Source organism: Nonlabens arenilitoris (genome assembly GCF_002954765.1).
GTDB classification, from domain to species: Bacteria; Bacteroidota; Bacteroidia; order Flavobacteriales; family Flavobacteriaceae; genus Nonlabens; species Nonlabens arenilitoris.
Map to the genome: position 1 here is coordinate 2873183 of NZ_MTPW01000001.1, position 26993 is coordinate 2900175.

General features: G+C 35.2%; 19 protein-coding genes. 2 read left to right on the plus strand and 17 right to left on the minus strand.

Translation table 11 applies throughout. The annotated features are described in order from the left end of the window. Positions 1-5: 5 nt before the first annotated feature. The 9 genes from BST92_RS12785 to BST92_RS12825 all read right to left on the minus strand — a co-directional run bounded on the left by BST92_RS12785 (position 6) and on the right by BST92_RS12825 (position 16195). Entirely contained in the window at positions 6-1820 is a 1815-nt protein-coding gene (locus tag BST92_RS12785) for an acyl-CoA dehydrogenase family protein (RefSeq protein ID WP_105071803.1), read from the minus strand. 46 nt (positions 1821-1866) lie between these two features. Beyond that, the gene (locus BST92_RS12790) at positions 1867-3057 is read right to left on the minus strand and encodes an acetyl-CoA C-acyltransferase (RefSeq protein WP_105071804.1); all 1191 of its coding nucleotides are present in this window, start codon (positions 3055-3057) and stop codon (positions 1867-1869) included. Positions 3058-3061: 4 nt separating this feature from the next. Next, on the minus strand, positions 3062-5470 hold the full coding sequence (locus BST92_RS12795; RefSeq protein ID WP_105071805.1) for a 3-hydroxyacyl-CoA dehydrogenase/enoyl-CoA hydratase family protein: 2409 nt from the start codon (positions 5468-5470) through the stop codon (positions 3062-3064). Position 5471: 1 nt separating this feature from the next. Next, positions 5472-5927 carry a MarR family winged helix-turn-helix transcriptional regulator gene (locus BST92_RS12800; RefSeq protein WP_105071806.1) on the minus strand — a complete coding sequence of 152 codons (456 nt, stop codon included), beginning with the start codon at positions 5925-5927 and terminating at the stop codon, positions 5472-5474. Between the two features lie 173 nt (positions 5928-6100). After that, the gene (locus BST92_RS12805; protein ID WP_105071807.1) at positions 6101-9010 is read right to left on the minus strand and encodes a T9SS type B sorting domain-containing protein; all 2910 of its coding nucleotides are present in this window, start codon (positions 9008-9010) and stop codon (positions 6101-6103) included. A 44-nt stretch (positions 9011-9054) separates the two neighbouring features. Next, positions 9055-11103, minus strand: a complete 2049-nt coding sequence (locus BST92_RS12810; RefSeq protein WP_105071808.1) for a T9SS type B sorting domain-containing protein — start codon at positions 11101-11103, stop codon at positions 9055-9057. Positions 11104-11133: 30 nt separating this feature from the next. Next, positions 11134-14403, minus strand: coding sequence for a T9SS type B sorting domain-containing protein (locus tag BST92_RS12815; RefSeq protein ID WP_105071809.1), 3270 nt, complete (start codon positions 14401-14403; stop codon positions 11134-11136). Between the two features lie 50 nt (positions 14404-14453). Next, on the minus strand, positions 14454-15296 hold the full coding sequence (locus tag BST92_RS12820) for an ABC transporter permease (RefSeq protein ID WP_105071810.1): 843 nt from the start codon (positions 15294-15296) through the stop codon (positions 14454-14456). A gap of 2 nt (positions 15297-15298) precedes the next feature. Next, the gene (locus BST92_RS12825; RefSeq protein ID WP_105071811.1) at positions 15299-16195 is read right to left on the minus strand and encodes an ABC transporter ATP-binding protein; all 897 of its coding nucleotides are present in this window, start codon (positions 16193-16195) and stop codon (positions 15299-15301) included. Positions 16196-16266: 71 nt separating this feature from the next. Between BST92_RS12825 and BST92_RS12830 the strand changes: the two genes are divergently transcribed. Then, positions 16267-17322 carry a hypothetical protein gene (locus BST92_RS12830; RefSeq protein WP_211292499.1) on the plus strand — a complete coding sequence of 352 codons (1056 nt, stop codon included), beginning with the start codon at positions 16267-16269 and terminating at the stop codon, positions 17320-17322. Positions 17323-17421: 99 nt separating this feature from the next. Here BST92_RS12830 and BST92_RS12835 read toward each other — a convergent pair whose 3' ends face one another. The 7 genes from BST92_RS12835 to BST92_RS12865 all read right to left on the minus strand — a co-directional run bounded on the left by BST92_RS12835 (position 17422) and on the right by BST92_RS12865 (position 23051). After that, positions 17422-18222 (minus strand): type 1 glutamine amidotransferase domain-containing protein, encoded by an 801-nt coding sequence (locus tag BST92_RS12835; protein ID WP_105071812.1) that lies wholly within the window; start codon positions 18220-18222, stop codon positions 17422-17424. 64 nt (positions 18223-18286) lie between these two features. Further along, positions 18287-18880: a Crp/Fnr family transcriptional regulator gene (locus BST92_RS12840; RefSeq protein ID WP_105071813.1), complete on the minus strand. Its 594-nt coding sequence runs from the start codon at positions 18878-18880 to the stop codon at positions 18287-18289. Between the two features lie 19 nt (positions 18881-18899). Further along, positions 18900-19619, minus strand: a complete 720-nt coding sequence (locus tag BST92_RS12845; RefSeq protein ID WP_105071814.1) for a 3-ketoacyl-ACP reductase — start codon at positions 19617-19619, stop codon at positions 18900-18902. Positions 19620-19782: 163 nt separating this feature from the next. Beyond that, positions 19783-20172, minus strand: coding sequence for a hypothetical protein (locus tag BST92_RS12850; RefSeq protein ID WP_105071815.1), 390 nt, complete (start codon positions 20170-20172; stop codon positions 19783-19785). 15 nt (positions 20173-20187) lie between these two features. Then, the gene (locus tag BST92_RS12855) at positions 20188-22023 is read right to left on the minus strand and encodes an ABC transporter ATP-binding protein (RefSeq protein ID WP_105071816.1); all 1836 of its coding nucleotides are present in this window, start codon (positions 22021-22023) and stop codon (positions 20188-20190) included. Positions 22024-22155: 132 nt separating this feature from the next. After that, entirely contained in the window at positions 22156-22512 is a 357-nt protein-coding gene (locus tag BST92_RS12860; RefSeq protein WP_105071817.1) for a hypothetical protein, read from the minus strand. Between the two features lie 17 nt (positions 22513-22529). Continuing rightward, positions 22530-23051, minus strand: coding sequence for a hypothetical protein (locus BST92_RS12865; protein WP_105071818.1), 522 nt, complete (start codon positions 23049-23051; stop codon positions 22530-22532). A gap of 162 nt (positions 23052-23213) precedes the next feature. Between BST92_RS12865 and BST92_RS12870 the strand changes: the two genes are divergently transcribed. Further along, positions 23214-24191: a polysaccharide lyase family 7 protein gene (locus BST92_RS12870; RefSeq protein ID WP_105071819.1), complete on the plus strand. Its 978-nt coding sequence runs from the start codon at positions 23214-23216 to the stop codon at positions 24189-24191. 191 nt (positions 24192-24382) lie between these two features. On the opposite strand, the gene katG is transcribed toward BST92_RS12870, so the two are convergent. Next, positions 24383-26680 carry a catalase/peroxidase HPI gene (gene katG, locus BST92_RS12875; RefSeq protein WP_105071820.1) on the minus strand — a complete coding sequence of 766 codons (2298 nt, stop codon included), beginning with the start codon at positions 26678-26680 and terminating at the stop codon, positions 24383-24385. Positions 26681-26993: the final 313 nt, after the last annotated feature.

Sequence of the window (26993 nt, forward strand, 5' to 3'; positions counted from 1 at the left end):
AACAGTTATGACATGGTAAAAGGATATTTATTTTCTCCAGTTACTTTGTCAGCTACAACGTTACGTAGCTCAATAATATTAGGGAGATTAGTATACTTAGTGAAACGTTTAAGTCCCATAAGCATCATACGTTGTTCATCTCCTTCTGCAAAGCTTGAAATACCTTCTTCAGCTCTGTTTTGAATAATTTTTACAGCATTATAAAGATATAGTTGCGACATTGCAATCTGTTCTTTTTGCTCTTCAACACTAGTACGTGCGATATTCTTTTGTGTTCTAAGTATAGCACTTTCTGCCATGTATATTTCAATAAGAATATCTGATGCAGCGATAAGCAATTGTTGGTTTTCTTCTAATGCTGGCCCGAATTTTTGAACAGCACTTCCCGCAACCATTAAAAATACTTTTTTCAGTTTTTTAATCATATCCATTTCTTCAGATAAAGGTTCTGAAAAGTCTGGAGTGTCAAAAGAAGGAATAGAAGTCAACTCATTTCCTACTGCCATCGCTGGCACAAGTAAGTTTACATGACCTTTCATAGCTTTTTTAACCAGCATTCCTACTGCAAGCATACGGTTGATCTCATTAGTTCCTTCATAGATACGTGAAATACGAGCGTCACGCCATGCAGCTTCCATAGGTGCATCAGCACTGAATCCCATACCACCGTAAATCTGGATACCTTCATCACTACAGTTTTGCATATCTTCAGATACAGCTACTTTAAGAATAGAACATTCAATTGCAAATTCTTCAACACCTTTCAATTCTGCCTCGGCAAATGTTGCTCCTTCTTCTTGACGTAAGTGTATTCTATTTTCAATATCCTTTGCAGCTCTATAAGATGCACTTTCACCTACATAGGCGTTAGTAGCCATCTCAGCAAGTTTTTTTCTAATCGCACCAAACTTTGCAATAGGCGTTTTAAATTGCTCACGCTCATTTGCATAATTAGTAGCTAGAGTGATCACACGACGTTGAGCGTCTAGACAGGCAGCAGCTAATTTGATACGACCTACATTTAATGCATTCATGGCGATTTTAAATCCTTCACCACGGCCGGCAAGCATGTTTTCTACTGGAACTAAACAGTCATTGAAGAATACCTGACGAGTAGAAGAGGAGTGTATACCCAACTTGTGTTCTTCTTCACCCATTGAGATTCCATTACTCGGGTCATTTTCAACAATAAACCCAGTTATATTTTTATCATCTTCTAATCGTGCAAAAACAACAAACACATTACAGAAACCTGCATTTGAGATCCACATTTTTTGACCATTGATCTTGTAGTGTTTACCATCTTCAGTAAGTTCTGCTTTTGTTTTTCCAGAATTTGCATCAGATCCTGCACCAGGCTCTGTTAAACAATACGCTCCAAACCACTCACCTGTAGCTAGTTTAGGAACATATTTTTTCTTTTGCTCTTCGGTACCATAAAGTGTAATAGGCATCGTACCTATTCCTGTATGAGCACCAAATGCTGTTGCTATAGATCCAGTTGCTCCAGATATATAATCACAAACTAACATAGTAGAGACAAAGCCCATACCTAATCCATCAAATTCTTCAGGAACTGCGATTCCTAAGAATCCCATTTCTCCAGCTTTGCGCATTACTTCTTCAGTAAGCGCATAGTCCTTCTTTTCAAAACGTTCTTTATGAGGAACGATCTCTTTATCCACAAACTCAGTTACGGATTCACGCATCATTTTTTGCTCATCAGAAAAATCTTCTGGAGTAAAAATATCTGCAGGATTTGATTCTTTTACGATGAATTGTCCACCGCGTATAATTTCTGTTTTATTTTCTGTTGACATAATATCTAATATGTATTGTTATTTCGCTTTCGCGAAAGCGTAATTTTTAATTTAAAAACTCAAATATACCAGCGGCACCTTGTCCTGTACCTACACACATGGTTACCATACAGTGTTTTCCTTGATTGCCTCTTTTGCGCATTTCATCAAAGATTTGTACAGATAGTTTTGCTCCTGAACAACCTAGTGGATGACCTAATGCGATGGCACCACCGTTAACGTTGACAATGTCTTTATTAAGTCCTAGTTCTCTTACCACAGCTACAGATTGGCTCGCAAAAGCTTCATTTAACTCAATAAGAGCCATATCTTCTTTTTGAAGTCCAGCTTGTTTTAAAGCTTTAGGAATAGCTTCAATAGGTGCTATACCCATAATTCTAGGTTCTACAGCGGCAACAGCAAAACTTACTAGTTTTGCTATAGGCTTAATGCCCAATTCATTGACCATTTCTTCACTCATCACCAGTGTGAAAGCTGCGCCATCACTAGTTTGTGATGAGTTACCTGCTGTTACACTACCACCAGCAGCAAATACTGGTCGCAGTCTTGCTAGTGCTTCTAGACTCGTACCTTTTCTAGGACCTTCATCTTTAGTTACGGTATAAGTTCTCGTTTTTTTCTTTCCGTCCTCATCAAGATAGGTTTCCTCTACATCTATAGGTACTATTTGATCTTGGAAACGATTTTCTGCTTGTGCTTTTAATGCTTTCATATGCGAGTCATAAGCAAATTGATCTTGCTCTTCTCTAGAAACATTATATTCATTAGCAACCTCTTCGGCAGTTAAACCCATTCCCCAGTAGTAGTCTTCATGACCTTGTTGAGCTAGACTATATGCTGGTGTAGGTTTATAACCACCCATAGGCACATAACTCATACTTTCAACACCACCAGCTACTATACATTGAGCCATTCCAGATTGAATTCTTGCAACTGCTGCTCCAATAGCATCTAGACCAGATGCGCACCATCTATTAATACTAATACCTGGAATATCAACTCTTTCTAGTGCTAAAAGTGATATCTGACGTGCCATGTTAAGTCCTTGTTCAGCCTCAGGCATGGCGTTACCTATAATCATGTCGTCAATACGACCTTTATCAAAATCAGGAAGATCTTTTAACATTCCCTGAATTGTTTCTGCTGCTAGCTCGTCTGGTCTTTTAAATCTAAAAACACCACGACCTGATTTTCCTACTGCCGTTCTTTTTGCGGCAACTATATATGCATTTGTCATTTTCTTAGTTTCTTAAAGGTTTACCTTTCTGGATCATGTGTTGAAGTCTTTCAAGTGTTTTTCTTTCTCCTGTAAGACTTAAGAACGCCTCACGTTCTAGATCCAATAAATATTGCTCAGACACTAGAGTAGGAGCACTTAAATCTCCACCAGCCATTACATAAGCAAGTTTATTTGCAATTTTTAAGTCGTGCTCACTAATGTATTTACCAGCTTTCATTGCATCTGTTCCTACTAAAAACATCCCTAAAGCTTGTTTACCTAGTACTTTAATATCCTTGCGCATAGGTGGTTGACTATAGCCTTTGTCTGCAAGTAATCGTGCTTGTGCTTTTGCAAAAGCAATACGTCTGTTATCATTTACAACAACATGATCTACACCTTTTCTCAAGATACCTAGATCGTATGCTTCATAAGCACTAGTTGCTACTTTAGCTGTTCCTATAGTAAGGAAGTATTCTCTAAGTCTATTTAGCTCTACGTCGTTTTTCTCAAATGTGTCACTAGCTCTTAGTGCCATTTCTTTAGAACCACCACCACCTGGAATCACACCTACACCAAATTCTACTAGACCTATATAAGTCTCAGCACTTGCAACTGCGACATCACTATGCATAGTCATCTCACATCCACCACCTAAGGCCATTTGATGTGGTGCTACTACGGTAGGTATACTACTGTAACGCAGCCTCATTACAGTGTTTTGGAATTGTTTGATGGCCATGTTCAACTCGTCATATTCTTGCTCTACAGCCATCATAAATATCATACCGATGTTTGCTCCTACAGAGAAGTTAGCTCCATTATTTGCTACAACAAGACCGTCAAAACGATCTTCGGCAATATCGATAGCTTTGTTCATTCCAGCTAGAACATCACCACCTATAGAATTCATTTTAGAGGTAAATTCTACATTTAAGATTCCATCACCTATATCGTGGACTGTTACACCAGAATTTTTAAATACTGGAGTGTTTGCTCTTAAGTTGTCTAGAATGATAAATCCATCCTGTCCTGGTTTCTTTACATAATCTTTATCTGGGATAGAGTAGTAGTATGTTGCTCCATCTTTTACAGTATAGAAAGAGTCAAATCCTTTTTCTAGCATTTCTGTAACCCAAGCTGCTGGTTTTTTACCAATAGCTTCCATTAATTCCACACCTTTTGCAACTCCAACAGCATCCCAAACTTGATAAGGTCCGTGCTCCCAACCAAAACCTGCACTCATCGCATCATCTATACGGTACAATTCATCAGATATTTCAGGAATTCTATGTTGTACATATGCAAATAAAGATGCAAATGATTTTCTATAAAAATCACCAGCTTTATCTTTTCCTTTAATTAATACAGGAAAACGATCAGCAACGTTATCTATTGATTTAGTTAATTCTAGAGTAGCAAACTTAGCACGTGGCTGATTTACATACTCCATAGAATCTAAATCTAACGCTAGGATTTCTTTTTTACCATCGGCAGTGACATTCTTTTTATAGAAACCTTGTCCAGTTTTAGATCCCAACCACTTATTCTCCATCATCGTGTTGATGAAGTCTGGTAATTTAAAGGTGTCTTTGTGCTCATCTTCTGGGCAATTTTCATAGACACCATTTGCAACATGTACAAGAGTATCTAATCCTACTACATCCACAGTTCTAAAGGTGGCAGACTTAGCACGTCCTATAATAGGACCAGTAAGTTTATCAACTTCAGATACAGTAAGTCCCATTTCTTTAACCGTGTGGAACAAACTCTGAATAGAGAATATACCGATACGGTTTCCTATAAATGCAGGAGTATCTTTTGCAAGAACTGATGTCTTACCTAAAAATTTCTCTCCATATTCCATTAAAAAGTCAGTAACCGCTGGATCGCAATTAGGACCAGGAACAACTTCAAATAATTTCAGATATCGCGGCGGATTGAAAAAGTGAGTTACCGCAAAGTGCTTTTGGAAATCTTCACTACGTCCTTCATTCATAAAAGAGATAGGAATACCAGAAGTATTAGATGTAATCAAAGTACCAGGTTTACGGTATTTTTCAATTTGTTCAAAAACAGATTTCTTAATGTCTAATCTTTCAACAACTACTTCGATAATCCAGTCTGTATCTTTTATTTTAGATAAGTCATCTGTTAAATTCCCAGTAGAAATTCTGTCAGCAAATGAATTATTGTATAAAGGTGCTGGTTTGCTCTTAATAGATGCAGCAAGATTATCATTAACCATACGATTACGTACAGCTTTATCTTCTAGAGTAAGACCTTTAGCCTTTTCTTTATCAGTTAGTTCTCTAGGAACTATGTCTAATAGGAGTACTTCACAACCTATGTTTGCAAAATGGCAAGCGATACCGCTTCCCATAATTCCGGAACCTATTACGGTTACATGTTTAATTCTACGTTTTCCCATATTATTTATCAGCTATGGCTTCTTGTTTAAAAATATTTTTTTGACCTACTAGATCGTTGATTTGATAAGCAACTTCTAGAAAGGTATTCAACTTTTCTGGTTCAATGTTTTCCTTTACAACGGTATCAAATGATTTTACTACACTTTTAGAAAAGTCTCTCATCTCTTTTCCAAAATCTGTTAAGTGTATTAGGACACTACGTCCATCTTCTGGATTTTTTCTTCTTGAGATAAGACCTTTTTCCTCCATGGTCTTTAAAGTACGGGATAGGGAAGTAGCTTCCATACCCATTTTAGGTCCTAGTGCAGTACTAGGAGTACCTTCTATAGGATCAATGCTTATTAATGCAAATCCAGTAGCCATTGTGCTACCTTTAACAGCGGCTTGTTCATTATACATTTTAGAGATAGACATCCATGTCGCTCTTAGTATATAATCTATTGTTTTATCTCTCATTTAATAAAGTTACATCCAAAGATAGTAAATAAATACTATGCATGCATAATAAAATGATAAAATTTACAACGATTTCGTATTATGAAAATAATACTTTTTACGCTTTCGCGAAAGCGTAATAAAAAAGCCTCAGTAATTAAACTGAGGCTTTAAATCAATTAATAAATTATAGACTAGTAATTTATATAAACCCAACTAGCAGTGTCTTCTTCATCTTGATCGTTATATTGAATCACGTAGAAGTAAGTTCCTACTGGTAGTAAACCATCACCTGCTAGAGCACCTTTATTAGGGATTCCTGCAAATTCTTCATAATTACTTGCGCTAGTTTCATAAACTACTGTACCATTACGGTTAAATATTTGTAATGTAAAGTTGTTATACTGTTCAGCAAGTCCTGGGATAGAGAACGTATCATTAATTCCATCGTTATTAGGAGAGAAACCTTCTGGGAATACAATCTCACAACGTTCAAATATAATTGTGAATTGAGAGGTGTTAAAACATCCTGTTGTATTATTCTCTAATCTTGCAAATAATAAATCTGTCGTTACACCAGACTGGAATGGAACTGTATAGCTTAATGGTAATGCATTTGTTGCATTTTGTGCATCACTATCAGTTGTGTAGTAACTAATCGTATAGTCTGCTGGATTAAGTCCATTTAAAACGGCAGTATCTTGGACAGATAATTCAAAAAGATTTTGATTTAAATCTACTGAACCATCACAGATGTTTGTTAAATCTGGTGCATTACCTATCGCCGGCGCTGCTTGTACAGTAATGTCAAAGCTAGTTGTGCCAGAACATCCTGCGTCATTCACAAATCTTGCATAAATTGTTTCTGTACCACTTACCGTATAAACATTAGGAAGTGCTGCAGCACCACTTTCAGCATCTGCTTGTGTAGCGTGGTAGGTTACGATTCCCGTTGAACCATTTGCAACTGTAGCGTCTTGATCTGATAATGTGAAGTCAGAACTTCCATCTAAAGGTGCATCATCACAAACTTCTATATTAGCTACTGTTCCTAAAGTTGGAGCATTTAATACTACAAGATTGAATGGAGCAGTTCCAAAACAGTCTATATCATTAATGTTTTGCAGTCTTACATAAAGTACTTGTGGAGACATCGTATTAGTATAAGGAACTGTAGTATCAATAGCTCCCATATTCATATCAGCATCTGCTTGAGACTCATGGATTGTGTAATCTACATCTACTGGGTTACCGGCTTGTGCTGCTATGGTAGGTAAGAAACTAGCTAAATCAAAATCTTCTACACCATCCTGACTTACATCATCACATATTTCATAATCTGGTATGTTACTAACTGTAGGCACAGAACTCACAGTTAACACGAAAGAGCCAATTGCAGAACAACCATCATTAATAGGTGATGTGTTGTTTTCAATGCGTACCCAAATGGTATTAGAACCTAAAGTAGCATTGTAATTTAGTGGTAATGGATTCTGACCAGCGTCTGCATCAACAGAGTTTGCATAGTACGAAATATTAAAAGTTGCAGCGTCTTGAGTACCTAATACATCAGATGTGAATTGTGATAAATCAACGATTTCATCACCAGAGTTGTCATCATCACAGTAGTCTAATAAAGTAACATCTACTGGATCTACAATTCCGTTTTCATAAATAGTAATATCTTGAGTAAAATCTCTAACATCTCCAGAAACATTTGTTACGTTTACAGTAACAGTAAAAGTACCTGCTGAGGCATAAGTATTAGTCACAATACCAGGACCAGTAACCATTCGTGTATTACCATCACCAAAATCCCAATTCGATGCCGCAACCTGAGGTAAACAAGCAAGTACAAATTCTGTAGCATCACCTTGACATTGATCATTTACGGTAAACGAACTAGCAAAACTAGATTGAACAAATACAGGTAAACCTTGTTGAGCTTGACCTGGAGAAATATCAATTGCTGTAGGATTATAAACAGGATTAGCTGTTTCTGGATTGATAGATCCTAACCAAGATTGATCCCAACGGGTAACATAAATAATACCGTCTCTACCTAATTGCAATGTACCTCTTGAACCACCAGTTATATCGGCAAATTCATTTCTTGAGGAAATTATATTTGCTTGATCACATAAATCATATTGTACTAATTTTCTATTACTAGTTGCTGTTGGACTAAAAGAGCTACTAATATCATGATACAAATACTGGGACGAAGGAGAAAACTCTACACCATAAACAGGTCCATTGTCTAATTGAAGCCCAGCACCACTGAATTGACCATTACCAGGATTAAAGTCATATAAGAATAAACCTTGATTTGTTAAGTTTTGAGTACCTATCGCTAGTTTAGTTCCATCAGGTGAAACTCTCAACATACCACGGTCTCCATTGGTTGCAGCTAGTGGAGTAGAAAAATATGGTAAACCACCATTTGCAGATTGTGCAATAGGAGCTGGTAGTACAAATGATACGTTAGGACCAGCGATACCTCTTACTTCCCAAGCAAATAACGCATTGTTATCACCAGAACCTGTAGAAACACTCGTTGCATTAGATCTACCAAAAGTCATTACATACGCATTGTTGCTTCCTGTTTGAATAGTAGCGGCTAACTTTTCAGAAGAAGCCGCTAAAAGAACGATGTTTTTAACACCTGGAACAACATCTCCTAAGCCTCCATTCAATGCCATTTCGACTCTTGAATATACCATAGGCGAGGTGTTTCCATTTCCAGCAGTAAAAACAAAGTATACACCAGCTGTTTCAGGAGCTTTAATAATAATTGCTGCTTGCGTTGCTGATGTTCCACCTAAAAGTCCTGTACCATTAGGCATTGGATCACCATTTCTGTTAAAAATTGTTTGGCCATCTGTGAAGAATAAAAGATTGCCGTTTTCATCGGATATTGTACCTACTCCTTCATCCTGATCAATTGTAGAGTTAGCAATAAGAGGTAATGCAGATCGATTTTGAGGATTAGGTGTAAATTCAATAGCAGCTCTTCTTCCAAAAACCCACCAGGATGATTCTTCTTGAGCTGTGACGCTAAATGAAATTACTAATGTCAGTAATAAGAGTATTGCTTTTTTCATAATGTACTTGATTAGGAGTAGAGTTATTTAGGGTTGTTAGTTTTCTAATTTAAATAAACATATCCAGCAATGGGTTTTAAACCAGGCTCGTTAAATTCTATAATATAAAAATAAGTTCCAGTAGGTAGTCTTTTGCTTGAATTATGTGCTAGTCCACGGTTACTGGTTCCATCCCAAGAAGGAGTATAATTATCACCTTCCCAAATCTTCATACCATATCTGGTAAATATAAAAATTTTATGTTTATCATATACGTCTCTCAATCCAGAAACGATGAACGTATCATTTATCCCATCATCGTCAGGTGTAAGGACATTGAACACTTTAACAGGGCAGTTTTCTACGTTAATGTTAAAAGAAGTGATGTCATAACAATTTGTATTACTTACTCTTACATACAATGTCTGTGGAGAACTTATATTTTGATACGGTAGATTTGTGTTTATGGGATCAATATTAAGGGTTGCCTGCTCTAGAGTTTCATGGATAGAAACTACTTGATTTAAACTTGAATTCACTTGATTTTCTATAAGTGATAAATCAAAATTTGCAGTGTCAAAACCTTCATCACATAACTCGATATCCATAGGAACTGCATCGATAATCGCTGGTTCAAATACTGTAATTTCTATAGTCTCTGTAAAGCTGGATACAAGTGTTTCAACATTTGCTGTGACCGTATAAGTTCCTGGAGCACTAAAAATATGACTAGGATTTAAATCCATCGAGATGTTATTAGAACTGTTTATATCACCAAAGTCCCATAATATACTTTCAACTTGTGCACTTGTATTAAAAGTAAATGCTTGAGATTCTCCAAAACAATGGTCTACTGCATTTATATCTCCATTTAATAAAAATGATTGAACAAAAATAGGTAGCCCATAAATCGCTTGTGCTCCATTAGTTAAAGCAAAGTCATTATAGATATAATTAGATGCTGTACCGCCATCATCAGGATTATTAATGACACTTAAAAAACTTTCATTAATTCGGGAATGATAAATCCTATTGTCTAGACCTAACTGTAACGCACCTCTAAAAGGAGCTATCATATCTGTATGAACTACAGCTTTACTAGCGGCAATATTTGCTGCTGTTAGGTCATATTGTAAAATCTCTCCTCTTAAAAATTCATATATGATTGTTGTAGATGGTAACATATAGTCAGCCTCAGCATAAAGATATCTTCCATTACCAGAAAATTCTACTCCATAAAAGCTTGCACCATCTGCTCGAGTCATTAATGGTTGTGGATTAGAAACCACGCCGGTCGCATTATTAAAATCATATAAATACAACTCGCCACCTTGTGCATAAGCAAGACTACGCGCTTCTAGAACATTAGTGATTCCAGAAAATTCGGCCGTAGTGTTGTTTGAAAAATGAGCTGCTACTAATTTATCTCCTCGAGCATTGAGTTTAATATAACCTCTCATTGCAGCGACATCTACGTTAGTAATAGGAGTAGAAATCAACTCTATAAACGGACCTACAACACTTGTTACTGGCGCTAGGTTGAGACCAGCTGCCGTAATTTCATAAGCATAGTAGGTATCTTCAAATTGAGTTAGTACCCAGAAACCATCACCAGTTGCATTAGATATTGCAGTCAGTTTTTCTGACGTAAGCGGCAAGAGATTGATGTTTTTTTGTGAAGAAACAATATCACCAGTTCCTCCATTCAAAGACATATCCACAATAGAGTAGTGGAAACCTACATTCATGCGATATTGTTGATCGCTGGTGTCTACCGTAAAAATATAATATAAATCATCATTACCAGGTTGTGGAACGATGATCGCACTAGACGTACTTGAAGAATCACCTAATAGTCCTGTACCATTAGGCATTAAATTGTGTGTGGAATCGAATACTAACGATCCATCTGTATAGAATAGTAAATTACCTAAATCATCAGAAATTGTAGCACAACCTTCTCCAGTAACTAATTGTCCTATGCCGGTAGCCGTAGCGGTACCAGACGAGAAGTCGATTCCAGCAGTAACTCCAAAGTACCACTGGGATGATTCTAGTTGCGCTTTCGCGAAAGCGAAACTTAAAATTAAAATGCTTACTAAAAAATATCTCATTGCCTAATAGTAAAAATAGGCAATTTGAATTTATCTTTTTAAAGTGAAATGTGAGGAAAAGGTCGTTCCATCCATTAAAGTTGCAGTGAACCAGTAATCACTAGAAGGCATAGGGTTGCCATTGTAAGTTCCATCCCATCCTACACCATCTGCTGCGATTTGTTTTAATAACTTACCGTAGCGATCAAATATAAAAATTTGTGCGCCTGGCTCAAACGTGAATGATGTACCTATTAACTGCCAGTAATCATGATAGTTATCATTATTAGGCGTGAAATAACGTGGATAACCTATGATACTAAAATCTTGTTGTACTGTACCACATCCATTTTTATCTCTTACATATAAAGTGTAAAAACCTGGAGAGAGATCGTCAAACACAGGACTGTCTTGGAATGGTTCTTCAAGACTTACTCTATATTCATAATCGCCTAAACCACTCACATTTGCAGTTGCAGATCCATTACTTGAAGTGCCTGCATGTATCACGTCAATGCTATCAATGGTTGCGGTCTCGCTTATAATTACTGTTACCGTTCTATTGCTAGTACATCCATTAGCGTCTGTAACTGCTACCGTATAATCACCACCAGTAGTTACTTGTATACTAAAAGTGTTTTCTGAGGTACTCCATAAGTAAGTATAATCAGATGGAGCACCAGTTATAATACCTGCATCGATAGTAAGTGGTTGTGGATTATTACCACAGTAATCGATTAGTGCTACTGGTTCAATGATTGGTAAGTCATTAACAATAAGTTCTACTTCACTAATTCCAAAACAGTTTCCGTCAGGTGATTCTGCTCTTGCAAATATAATTTGACTATTTGGAGTTGTATTATCATAAGTGATTGGTAACACATTTTGTTCTGTTAACGCATCATTTAAGCTTGCATAATAATTTAATGTAACATTTGATGGCGCTGATATAAGTACAGAACTATCTGCATCAGTAAGGTTAAATGTGGTCATACCATCTGCAACACCATCATCATCACAACCAGTAAGTATAGTGTCTTGTGCATCGCTTGCACTAACCGATAAGGTAATTTGAGATGTGGTATAGCAACTAGTGGTATCATCTGTAACTCTCGCATATACAATTTGTAATGGAGTTGTATTTGTATAACTAGTATTATCTAATGGTGACTGGTTGTTGTCTGCATCATTTTGATTGATGTGATAGCTTACGGTAACACCAGTTGCGCTAGCGGTAATGGTTTCATCAAACTCAGATAAATTAAAAATTGTCCTGCTGTCTAGTGTACCATCTTCATCACATTGAAAAGCATTAGTATCATTTGCCACAGGTTTTGGATTAACAACTAAGTCAAAGCTAGTGGTGTCAACACAACTAGACTCACTATTATTTACAATTCTAGCAAATACAGTTTCATTAAATGCAGTTGAATTAGTATAATTTAAACTAAGTGGATTGTTACCAGAATCTGCATTTGCTTGAGAGTCGTGATAACTAACAGTAAAACCTGTGTTAGACTGACTATCTAGAATTAGAGGTGTTTGAAGGCTGAGATCAAATGATTGAAAACCGTCAAAATCATCATCACATACTTCTAGATTACTTACAGTATTTGCAATAGGTTGATCAAAGATTTCGATATCAAAGCTAGTGGTATCAAAACAATCTTCGTTATTATTATTACTAACACGAGCATATAATGTTTGAGTTGCTGTTGTAGCCATATAAGGTAGTGTTACAGGATTTGCACCATTGTCTGCATCTACCTGTGACAAATAGTATTCTACATTAAAAATGGTAGCATCTTGAGTTCCTAATATTTGTGGAGTTGCTGTTGATGTAAGATCAAAAGATTCTGAACCATCATTGTTGATATCACAAACATTTACATTAGTTGCAGCATTTGCTATTGGTGTATCAAAAATCTGAACACTTTTGCGATAGGTTCTTACAGATCCATTAATGGTTAAAGTAAGTACGACATTATATACACCAGGTGCTGCATAGACATGTGTAGGGCTTTCAACTGACGAGTTTGTTCCATCACCAAAATCCCAGTTTACTAATGTAGGTGGTGTGTCTGAGTCAAATTCAAAAGCAGTATTATCACCTAAGCAAGTAAATTCTACATCTATTAAAGCAAAGAAACTTTGTATAAATGGAGGCAAACCTTGAGCAGATAATCGTCCTGCTAGTGGTATTGCATCATGAACATAGTTACAACCTTGCCCTGCAACATTAGGATTATTAATGACTCCTAAAAAGCTACGACCGTCGTTATAAGTATCTGATAAAGCTCTGTAAATCTTTTTATCGATACCTAACTGTAAAGAACCTCTATAACCAGGTCTAGTATCTATAACAACTGTTGAAGAAGCTGGATTAGGGCTAGTCATGTCAAATTGGAATAGAGTAGAAGAGTGCGCCGATGGATCGTTACTATTTGCATCATTAGATGCTGTTACATATAATAAACTACTATCTGGTGAAAATTCTACACCATAACCACTTCTATTTTGACCTGTAAATTGTAGTTGTCTTTCATTACTAACTATTCCTGTTAACTGATCATAATCGTATAAAAAAGAACCAGATCCCATATTACAAGATACCATATACTGACCATCTGGTGAAATTTTAAGATTTCCACGTCTACCACCGTTATTAATAGGTGAAGCCACTTGCGACTTTACAGGTACGGGATCTACACCACTAGGGCTTACAGTAAATGTGTAGAATGTATCAAAAGCTGTACCTATTCCATTAAATTCTGCTAGAGCAGTGACTAAGATTTCATCATTAACACCATGGTTAATAGCGGTAATTTTTTCAGAACAAGTGTTTATTAAATTATTAGGGTTAGTAATGCTAGAGACTACAGCACCTTGATTAAGATTTGCAGTCATATCTACTTCATACCAGTGTAAACCACTATCCTGGCCACCTGTTGCTGCTGTATCTACAGTAAAGATGTAATAGGTGTCTGGATCCTGCGGTTTAGGTATAATAATGGCGCTTTGTGTACTAGAAGGATTACCTCTTAATCCTTGACCATTTTGCATGATTAGATGATTTCTATCAAAAACGGTAATACCATCTGTATAGAAAAGTAGATTACCATTAGAGTCAGATATGGAAGCACATCCTTCAAAGGTATCAAGTTGACCATTTGCAAGAGGAGTTACAGCGCCTGTTACAGGATCAAAAGTTATCCCAGCATTAAATCCAAAATACCAATTAGAAGCTTCTAATTGAGCGGTTGATAATTGAGATACAGCGAGTACTAGTAAAACTATTATCGCAACTATTTTCTTTTTCATAAAAATCATAGTTGCGAAAATAGTACATACTTATCACAATTTTATGCTAATTATAGGTCTCTACGTTTTAAGATTTTATAAGACCAAAATATAAACAAAAAGCTCCAAGCCATGGTTACTGCTATGTTTATAAAGCTAACGCCATAGTCTTTAATGTATTCACCTTGAGTTAATTGTTCAATTCCTCCTTGTACAATTGATATTTTTGTAAAGGGCTCTTTTATTAATAAACTTGCTGATTCTAATGGTAAAATATGTTGAAGAACATTCCATGTATCTAATTCATATTTAAAGTCTAAGAAAGAACTTATTCCTCTAATTACTAATTCTAATATCCACCACACACCAATTAAACCTAATGCAAAAGCACTACGTTTTACTAAAACACCTGCAAATAGGCAAAAACAGAAAAACATTAAATGGCTGATAAAAAAAGCAGGCAAATACTCCATTTTAGAGAATATAATACCCAATTCCAAATAATCTGAATGGAACAATCCTAAGATTAAAGATGCTATAAAAACAATCATCGTCGTAAGTAGAGCAAGAGTTATAGCAAGATATAATTTTGATAATATCAATTCTTTTTTACTTAAACCGTCTATAAGGTTTTGTTTCAACGTTCTATTGCTATATTCATTTGCGGTAAGAGAAACGATGACTATAGCTATAAAGATTTTTAAGAAACTTACCATGTAAGTACTTAAATGCCATATGTATGGAAAATTAAAAATTCCCAAGTCTGAAAGGCTTCCTTTAAATCCATTAATGTTTACCTGAATTAACCCAGTAAACATTAATAAAATAACAATTACTAAGTAAATTATAGTAAGAACTTTAGAGCTTTTACTGTACTTAAATTTATGGAATTCTATATCGAGTAATCTTTTCATGGCTAGTTGTGGTTAGTAAGTTGAATAAATTGATCTTCTAGGCTTTGCTTTTTAATATAAAGCTTGTTAAGAGAAATGTTTTGAGCAAAAGCTGCAGCATTAATCTTACCTAGGTCAACAGGCTGATTAAGTACAACTTTAAATCCTTCCATCTCCTCTTTAACAGATACCGCATAAGGCTGACCTTTTAAAAATTCAAAAAGATCATCTCTATTTGCAGCATCTAGATGTACCACGCCATAATTATGATTCATTTCATCAACGGCACCACAGTAAAGTGTTTTTCCTTGTCGCAATACGATTACATGAGAACAAACTTTTTCCACTTCATCCAGTAGGTGAGACGCTAGTAGTATTGTGGTTCCTGACTTTGCGATGTCCTGTATAATGTCTCTAATTTTACGTATACCTTGTGGATCTAAACCATTGGTAGGCTCATCTAAAATTAAAATTTCTGGATCATTTAAAAGAGCACTAGCGATAGCCAGTCGTTGCTTCATACCTAAAGAATAAGTACTGAATGGGCTATGTTTACGTGCAAGCAAATCTACCACAGCAAGTTTTTCTTCTATCTTATCCTTAGAAATATTTTTAATCTTACAGACTAATTCTAGATTTTGAACCGCTGTCATACTAGGATAGAAATTAGGTCTTTCTATAATCGCTCCTATACGTTTGAGTGCATCGTGATTACTAGTGGTCCCTTCAAACCATTCATAAGAACCAGAGGTAGGGTTTACAACGTTGAGTACCATTCCTAGTGTAGTAGATTTACCACTACCATTAGGACCTAGGATACCATAAACATGACCCTTTTCTATCTTAAAACTTACATTATCTACAGCTTTGAGACCGCTGTAGTTTTTAGAAAGGTTTTTTATTTCTAGAATAGTTTTCACAAGCGAGTTATTTTGGTTATTATGTATGACTGTAAAATAATAAAATTGTTACCGTAAAAAGGTACAAATCTATGATAGAAGAAAAATTACTTTCACGCAAAAAACCTACTTATCCTGTAAGTCAAGCACTTAATGCATATCTGAAAAGATATAATAGGCAAACTAGTATACAAGTGTCTTATGATGATCTATTAAGGTTTCAAGGTTGTATTACTGTTTACGATAAAAATGAGGAAGATACCTTATGGGTAAGATGTTATTACTCAGACTCAGAGCGTGATATTATAGATGCTGCCCTTAAAAAAGTCTATGATATTTTACATAGTGATGGTAGCGATGACCTACTAGATTATTTAAGTGTTGATGCTGTAGATTATTGCACCTTTGGTAATACAAAACCATTCCGCATTAAGATTAGAAATATTCTTAATGATGGTTTTACATATTTCTATGTAAAAAAAGCAGATGCTTCACGTGTTTATGGATTAGAGCTAGAACATTTATTGTCACCTCACCGTATCAATTTTCTTGTATATGATAATACGCTTATAGAAGAGCATATTGCTGGCATACCAGGTGATGAGTTTATAGCAGACTATATAAAGGATTGTACAGAGTCAGAGCTTACCCAAATAGCAAAAGAGTTTGTAAAATTTAATGAGCGCTGTTTTATTAGGCTTTTAGGTGATATGCGAGCTTATAATTATGTTGTGATTCCTACACATGATTTTGATCGTGTTAGCTATGCGATTAGAGCAATTGACTTTGATCAACAGTGTTATGAAGGTAGATTAAAAGTTTATCGACCGCAGTTCTTTAAAGAAAATCTGCCTATGGTTAAAAATGTTACCGATCGACTAAAAAATCAAAGTATCGATCAGTATAAAAAAGAAGAACGCGCTTTGATTTCTAAAAGATTAATCAATACACAAAGCCGCTATCGCAGTCTCATGAAATGCATGAGAGCAGATAAGGTAAGTACTCCAGAAAAGACAAAACAACTAGGTCGTGAGTTACATGAATTTACTAAAGATGTGAAGTTTAAAAGATCTCGCAACATGGGATCTGTGCTAGCAAACGTTTTAGACTTTGTGAAGCGTAATTATGAACACGTCCATAAGGTTTAAATAGCAATAAATTGTGATTATTACGCTTTCGCGAAAGCGTATAAAAAAAAGCCCAAAGCTATTAACGGCTTTGGGCTTTTTTATATACTTATTAATAGATTATTGTAATCGCTCCAGTAATTTCTCTGCAACGAGTTCTGATGACGCAGGATTTTGACCTGTAATCAATAAACCATCTTCAACGGCATAAGGATTCCAGTCATCTTTTTTAGAATAAATACCACCGTTACTTATCAACATATCTTCTACTAGGAAAGGTACCACATCTGTAAGCTGTACAGCATCTTCTTCACCGTTAGTAAAGCCGGTAACTTTTTTACCTTTTACTAATGGAGAACCATCTGTATTTTTAGTATTCTTAAAGATAGCAGGTGCGTGACATACAGCAGCAACTGTTTTATTGTTATTATAGAAGGACTCAATCAATTTGATAGAGTTTTCATCTTCTGCAAGGTCCCATAATGGTCCGTGACCACCAGGATAGAATACCGCATCATAGTCTGCTTGAGAAACGTCACTTAATTTGATTGTTTTAGAAATCTTATCCTGTGTTTCTTGATCCTCATAATACCTTTTTGTAGCAGGTGTTTGAAAATCTGGTTGTTCACTTTTAGGATCGATAGGTGGTTGTCCACCTTTAGGTGATGCAAGTGTAACATTCACACCTTTATCTGTGAGCAGGTAATATGGAGCAGCAAATTCTTCTACCCAAAAACCTGTTTTCTCACCAGTGTCTCCTAGTTCATCATGACTTGTTAATACAAATAATACATTTTTCATAGCTGTGTTTTTTATTTCTGTTGTCTCTTTATTTTCTACAAGATTATCTTTCTCTTGTGTTTTTGAACCGCAAGAGCTTAATAATAATGTAGCGATAAAGACTAAAGTTATTTTATTCATTTATAATAATTGATATTGTTAATACAAAATTATGATGAATAGAAGTCTTAAAAATTGATGTATGTTAAGAAACACCACTATGTGTAATTTCTTTTCTAATTCTACTTAAACTTTCTGTTGTTATTCCTAAATAAGAAGCAATATGGTAATTTTTAACACTTTGTTCGATATTAGGATAAGTAGTTATAAAAGATAGATATCTTTCTTTAGCAGTTTGAGAAAGGCTAGCAAGAATCCTTTTTTGAAAGCTAGCAAAAGCTCCTTCCATTTTTTTTCTAAAAAAGGTTTCTAACTGCGGAATCTCTTTCAATAGTTCTTCCATGTTAGACCTTGATATCTTATAAACGATAGTATCTTGAATGGTTTCAATATTCATAATAGATTTACCAGTATTAAAAAAAGCCGTGTAGTCACTAATCCACCAATCATTAATGGCAAATTGAATGGTATGCTCTTTACCAGCAGTATCAATAAAATAAGTGCGTAGACAACCTTGATCAACATAATATTGATGAAACACTGTGTCATGCGCCTGTAGTAAAGAGCTTCCTTTTTTTAAAAGCATACGTTCCATTTTTTCATCAATCATTCTACTTTCATTTTGAGAAAGTACAGTGTCTTTAAAGATTTGAGATATTATGGAATTGTATATGGTCATTATTAATTGATTAAAATTGTTATGGATTAGTAGACCATAACGCAGCACTTTTAAGCATCGCTCTTTTAGGTAACTTTAATCCTGCAACAATTAGTTCTGCAAAATCTTCTGGTTGTAAAACGCTGTCTTCAGAGTCCTTGCTTGCAATTCCTAAATCTATAGACATATCTGATGCAATAGTGCTAGGTGTAAGAGTACATACTCTAATGTTATTCTTGCGTACTTCTTTCATTAACGATTCTGACATACCTATAACAGCAAATTTTGATGCAGAATATGCTGATGTGCTTGCATTACCATTCAATCCTGCTGTAGAAGATACATTAATAATTTCTCCATGGTTTTGTTCAATAAGATGTGGTAAAACTTCTTTAGTCACATAATACATACCCATGACATTAGTTTGTATAATCTGACTCCATTGTTCTACTGGCATATCATTCAAAGTACCAAAAGCAGCAATACCGGCATTATTCACTAATATATCAATAGAACCTAGAGTGTCTATTAATGACTTTATACCAGTCTGGACCTCTTCATAATTACCTACATCAAATGTGGCATAAGTAGCTTTAACTCCTAACTGTTCTAGTTCAGTAACAGTTGCCTTAAGAGCATCTTCATTTCTTCCTGTAATGGCTACATCTATCCCTTCTTTAGCAAATGCAATTGCAGTTGCTTTTCCTAGACCACGACTACCACCAGTGATAATTGCTTTTTTACCTTTTAAATCTTGCATGTATTTAGTTTTAAAGAATAATGATCAAAATAAATAAACTTTTATAGCATTATATTTTGATTAAAATTAGTATTTATTAAGATGGCTAAATTATAGGTTTTGAGCGGTTATAACCATCTAGTTAATATTAATGATTTGTGAATAATTTTTTAGTGTTAAAGAATTATTTACTTGCATTTTTATATTGAAAATATGCCTTATAACTACTAGAAAAACCTAAATGATGAATAGCCATAGTATAAACAAAAACCATTACCAAGACTGGAATTTTATTTACAAAAGGACCATCTATAGAGACTAAACCTATGACCGCACCTAGTAAGGCTAGAGAGAATAAAACGATAGCTATTATTCTAGCCCATTGTTTTGCTTGAAATACAAATATTAATAAAATAACCGTTAGTAAAAATCTTACACCTTGCTGTACTAGTTTTGAAGAATTGATTTCTGGTAGGGCAGATTGATAGAAATATATGGTATGAATAGAAACCAGCAGAATACTAATAGAAATTAAGATGGTTCTACGTTTGCCTAGTTGTGCTAATTCGTTCATTATTATAGAATAATTTTATTGATAGCCTGCGGCCTGTAGATTAAATAACTTCTCATATAATTTAGGCTGTGACATAAGTTCTTCATGTGTACCTATTTCTGCTACCGTACCATTTTCAAGGACTAATATGCGATCTGCCATTCTAACGGTAGAAAATCGATGTGAGATGATAATACTAGTTTTACCTTTAGTAAGTCCTATAAATCGCTCAAATACATCATACTCAGCTTGTGCGTCGAGAGCACTAGTAGGTTCGTCAAGTACAATAACATCGGCATCTTTCATATAGGCACGAGCTAGAGCTACTTTTTGCCATTGTCCACCACTTAGTTCTTGACCTTTTGCAAAACGTCTTCCTAATTGTTGATCAATTCCGTCTTTCATAACTTCGACTACTTGGTTAGCGAGACTGCGATCTGCTGCGTCGTGTATCATCGGGTCGTTAGTTAATTCATCTATGTTTCCAACAGCGATGTTTTCGCGTAAGCTAAATTCATACTTAAAAAAATCTTGAAATATGACTCCAAAACGTTTTCTATACTCTTGTTTATTGAACTTAGAGATGTTGATTCCGTCTAGTAAGATTTCACCTTTTGTAGGTTCATAAAAACGTAAAATCAATTTGATCAAGGTCGTTTTTCCAGCTCCATTTTGTCCCACAAATGCCATTTTTTCTCCAGCTCTAATTTTAAAATTGATGCCTTTAAGGACTTCTATGTCACTACCTGCATATCCAAAATGAACGTTTCTGATTTCAAAACCTTCTTTTATTTCTGCAGGAATAGGAGTGTAGACAGTCGCCTCATCAGTGACCTCAATATCTAAAAAATCAAAATAATCTCTCAGATATAAGGAGCTTTCTGAAATGGCTGTAAATCTTGAAAAGAAGCCTTGTAAATTATTGCGCAGTCTATTAAACGAACCAGATAAGAACGTTAATTCACCAATACTTAAGGTACCTGAAATTACTTTAAAAATGATAAAAATATAAGCTCCATAATAAGATAATATTCCCAATACATTAAATAGAGAGCCATAAATGCTTTGCTTTAAGGATAGCTTTTTATTGATCTCATAATAATCACCAGATAATTTTCTAAATCGTGCAGCGATATAATCGGTTAGCCCAAAAAGCTTGACCTCTTTGGCGGTCTGATTATTAGCTCCTATAAACCTTAGATAGTCCAACTCACGACGTTCTGCCGTCCAGCTGCGTGCCACAGAGTAGCGGTGAGAGCTGTATTTTGCCTCATTTATAAATGATGGTATGATACTTAATACTAATAGGATGATAAGTAAAGGCTCAAAGTAAATTAAACCGGCAATTAACGATCCTATAGAGATAATACTTTGTATCTGACTTAAAGAGGCGCTCATCAATCCTACACGACCACTAGTTTGTTGTCTTGCGCGCTCTAGCTTATCATAAAAATCTGGATCTTCTAATTGTTCTAGAGTTAGTTCATTAGTTTTTCTAATGATTTTTTCTGAAGATGCATTAGAATATAAATCACCTATAAGTCCGTCCGTTAAATTGATCAATCGATTCAATAAATCAGCTATAATGGCTATTCCTAGTTCAATACCTACATAGGTCCATAATTGTGTCAGGTCTTGTTGATCCAGTGAAATTTGTAAAATCACCTCATCGATGATTAATTTACCGACCCATAAAAGTGCTACAGGACTAATAGCGGTAAGCAATCTTGCCACAAAATTGGTCACAAATAATTTAGGACTGGCACGCCATATTTCTTTAAAAAACCTAGGTAAAGTCTTTAATGCACTGAAAGAGAACGTTTTTCCCTTTTTACTTTGTTCTTTTATTGATGCAGGTGCTCTTCTCGCCACGTTATTTATTTATAAGGTAAAGGTAAAACGATTTATACAGTTCGCTTATGCAAAAAGGTATTTTAAACAATCCTTAAGAACTTTAAAAAACGTCTACTTTACTAGTAAAACATATTAAATACTCGAGCTTCTTTAAATGTAAGGATTACCGCCATAATGTCTAGGATATTTTTTGCTCCAATCTTTACGCTTATTATAAATCAATAGTTTAAGTTCATTCAATTCTGGATGGCTTTTTTCTAGCTTTTTCATCACTGTAGACATTTCTTTTACTTGTTCTACCGTTATGTGCTCATTCCATATTAGTTGAGTTCCATATTTCTCTATCGCTTGAATACGATGATGCTTCACAGCATTTTGAAAATGATGCCAGTCAGCATCTATAATTTTAGCGTCTCTCTTTTTTATTATTGATAAATAGTAGAAGAAGAAAATCACAATGGCAAGAGTAACCACCATTGTAATTGCAATTATGATGGCATTACTCATCAAAGTAAATGTTTTAATTATTTATCTTCCTTTTTTAAATCCACCATTTCAATGATGTATGGCTCAGTACCCAACATGATAAAGTCTACATGCAACGTGAAGAGTACATCCTTTTGAGATTTATCTTTAAAAATTAATAAGCCTTCATAACCTGGCTGTCCTAATTTGAATATCGCTCGTGTTTTATAGAGCAAATCCACATATTCAACTTTCTTCCAATTGATATTGAGTTTTTGTGCCGCGTCTCTTATGCCGTCGTGGTCTTCTTTAAGTAGTTCTGCATATCGAGTTCTACTCACTGCTTTTATAATTTCTTTATCCTCATCAGACATTAATAAATCTGGTGAGTCTGCAGCTTTATTTAAAAGAATAAGAGAAACCATATGACTCTTATAAGTCGATAAACCAAAAGCTTCTCGATCACTGATATCTTCAATTAATTCATAAGCTTTTTTCTTCATTAAGTTTACCGTTTCATTCTGTGCGGTACTCAATTGGAAAAATAAAAGTAGAAGTAGGGCTGTGGTGATGTTTTTCATAGAATAAAATCAAAGCCTAAATATAAAACTTTAAGCTTGGTCTTATTTTAATCAGTTGATAATTTAAATGGGTTGTATTGATGAAATTTTATACCGTTTAGGCAAATGGTCTATATTTGGACAAACTAAATTGGTCAACCAATTTTAGTAATTTACTAGCTCATGAATTTAAAGATTGATTATTCTATTAAAAAGCATCTGATATACATCATTTTATCAATTTTATTCGTTGCTATCGTTTACGCCTGCTCAGCTCATAAGAACACTATTCAAGGTAACTCAATATCTACTAAATTAGATCCTAATTTAACTCCTTCTGAAAATTTTGACTTATCGCATTGGAAAATCACATTGTCTTCTGGAAAAGAAAGAACGGTAGAAGAAATAAATAATGGATTTACACTTAACAATCAGTTTTACACCGATCCAAAAGATGGTGGAATGGTCTTCAAAAATTATCCTAAAGGTGCTGGGACGACACAAAACTCCACTTATTCCAGAGTAGAACTACGTGAAATGTTGCGAGGAAATAATTCCAGTATAAACACTAAAGGAATCACAGGTAACAATTGGGTTTTTAGTTCATCAACGATTGAGAATCAAGAAAAGGCTGGAGCGATTGATGGTGTTTTAAAAGCAACTTTAAAAGTTAATCGTGTTACTGAAACCTCTGGCAGCAAGGAACAAGTAGGAAGAATAATAATAGGACAAATTCATGCAAGTGATGATGAACCTATACGTTTATATTATCACAAACAACCTGATCATAGAAAAGGAGCTATTTACTTTGCGCACGAGCCTCGCTATTCACAAGAACTATATATTAACATGATAGGTAATTATGTAGACGAAAAGGGTAGTGCTGTCGGAAAATATAATGGAGCAAGTAGTCCTAGTAATGGAATAGCGCTTGATGAAGAGTTCTCTTATAAAATTGAGGCAAGAGGTAATTCATTAAAAGTAGATCTCTATGATAATGACGGGAAAAATATCGCTTCTGAAGAAGTAGACATGACCAGAAGTGGCTTTGCAAATGACTGGATGTACTTTAAAGCAGGAGTATATTCTGGTAATAAAAAAGTACTGAGTTCCTCAGATTTTGAGCAAGTTACTTTTTATAATTTAGAGGTTGTGCATTAATAACTATTAATGATTCTACATTGAGTATTTCTTAGCATGTTGATTAATTGTCGACCATTGATTATGCTGTTATGGACTTTGATCCTATAAGGTTGCTTTCTCTTGAAAGTGAAAATAACCACTAAAAGAAAGTCCCTAAACCATTTAGCTTAGGGACTCTTATAATGTTTGATTTTTTAATCGTATTAAATTTACATTAAATCAAAACGATCTAGCTGCATCACTTTAGTCCATGCTGCTACAAAATCGTTTACAAAACGCTCTTTAGCATCTTCACTAGCATAAACTTCAGACAATGCTCTTAGTTCAGAATTAGAACCGAAAATTAGATCAACGCGTGTTGCATTCCATTTTTTCTTATTAGTGTTGCGCTCTACAATATCAAAAAGATTCTTATTGTTCTCTACAGGCTTCCAACTATAATCCATGCTCAACAGATTTTTAAAGAAATCATTTGATAAAGTTCCAGGCTGCTCAGTCAAGATCCCTGTGGCAGAACCATCATAATTAGCGCCTAGCGCACGCATTCCACCTACTAAGACAGTCATTTCTGGTGCGCTCAATGTTAATTGCTGAGCCTTATCTACTAATAACTGTTCTGGAGTTAATGTATATTCCTTTTGCTGGAAGTTTGTAAATCCATCTGCCATCGGTTTCAATAAGTTAGTACCATCCATATCTGTTTGATCTTGTGTAGCATCAGTTCTACCAGGTGTAAAAGGTACTTCTATTGAGTAGCCTGCTTTTTTTGCAGCATTTTCAATGGCAACATTTCCACCTAGCACCACAAGATCTGCTATAGATATCTTTTTGCTTGAAGTATCAAAATCGTTTTTAATATCTCGATAAACCTTAAGTACTTTCTTTAACTGTGCTGGATTGTTTGAGGCCCAATTCACCTGCGGCTCTAGTTGTATTCTACCACCATTTGCTCCACCACGACGGTCTCCATGACGGTAAGTAGATGCAGCGTTCCATGCCGTTGTAACAAGCTCATTAGTTGTTAATCCATAAGCCTTTATTTTTCCTTTAAGTGTATTAACATCATTTGTAGATACTAGATTGTAGTCTCTAGCTGGTATTGGGTCTTGCCAGATAAATTGCTCTTGCGGCACTTCAGGTCCTAGATAAGTAGTGCTAGGTCCCATGTCTCTATGAGTTAGTTTGAACCACGCTTTCGCGAAAGCGGCATCAAATTCCTCTGGGTTTTCATAAAATCTCTTAGAAATCTTAAGGTATTCTGGATCTTTTATTAAAGATAAATCGGTCACTAACATTGTAGGAGCAACTTGCTTATTCTTATCAAACGCATGCGGATACATTTTCTCTGGATTAACGGCCTCAAACTGGTGTGCGCCTCCTGGACTTTTAGTTAGTTTCCATTCATGTTCAAAAAGACTTTTAAAATAACCAATTCCCCATTGAGTAGGTGTATTAGTCCATGTAACTTCTAGTCCAGAGGTAACAGCATCAGCTCCTTTACCGCTTTTGTGTGAGCTTTTCCATCCCATGCCTTGATCTTCAATTGCGGCACCTTCTGGAGCAGCACCTAAATTTTCACCGCTTGAAGCACCATGTGTTTTACCTAATGTATGTCCACCAGCGATTAGTGCCACGGTTTCTTCATCATTCATTCCCATACGTCCAAAAGTCTGACGAATATCGTGTGCTGCTAATACAGGATCTGGATTACCATTAGGACCTTCTGGATTTACATATATCAATCCCATTTGAGAGGCTGCTAGTGGTGTTTCTAATTCTCTATCTTCGTTGAATCGTTCATCACCTAACATTTCGCTTTCAGAACCCCAATAAACATTAGTCTGTGGTTCCCATGTGTCTTCACGACCACCAGCAAATCCTAATGTTTCAAGCCCCATGTTTTCAAAAGAAACATTTCCGGCTAGAATCATTAAATCAGCCCAAGAGATTTTTTGTCCATATTTTTGTTTTACTGGCCATAATAATCTTCTAGCTTTATCAAGGTTAGCATTATCTGCCCAGCTATTTTGTGGCGCAAATCGTTGTTTACCTTCTCGAGTACCACCACGACCATCACCAGTTCTATAGGTACCAGCACTGTGCCATGCCATTCTTATGAATAGTCCACCATAGTTACCAAAATCTGCCGGCCACCAGTCTTTTGAGTCTGTTAAGGCTAGTTCAATGTCTTTCTTAAGTGCTTCATAGTCTAGGCTTTCAAATTCTTTTTTATAGTTGAATTCTTCTCCTAGTGGATTAGACATATCACTGTTTTGACGTAGGACACTTAAGTCTAAAGAATTAGGCCACCATTGTTGATTAGTCTTTCCTTCACCCTTTATCATCGATCCGGCTGACTTTGTGCTGCCGAAACCAAGCGGACATTCTGCCTTACTTGTTGCAGCTACATCAGTAGGTTTATTCATGTGGAAGGTGTAATAATAGCCTCCAAAAAGACCTAGTAAAGCGACTATCGCTATACTTGAATAAATTAATATTGTTTTCATGTTAATTGATTTATTCGCAAACTTATCATAATTACAATCTATCAATAATAATTATCCATAAATATATTCTATTGAAATATTATGTAAAGTAATTTACCTATTCATACAATAACTTGCCCTTAGAAGAAGGTATTGAATCTATATGGAGTGGTGGTAGTGGTGTCTTAATGATAACACACAGTATATAACTTTATCGTTATCATTTTTATCACATTTGTTAGGTATTGGATAATATAAAAAAAATCCTTGAACTATAAGTTCAAGGATTTTTAAATATATCCAGTTAATTGAGTTCAATTAACTGTTAATTAAA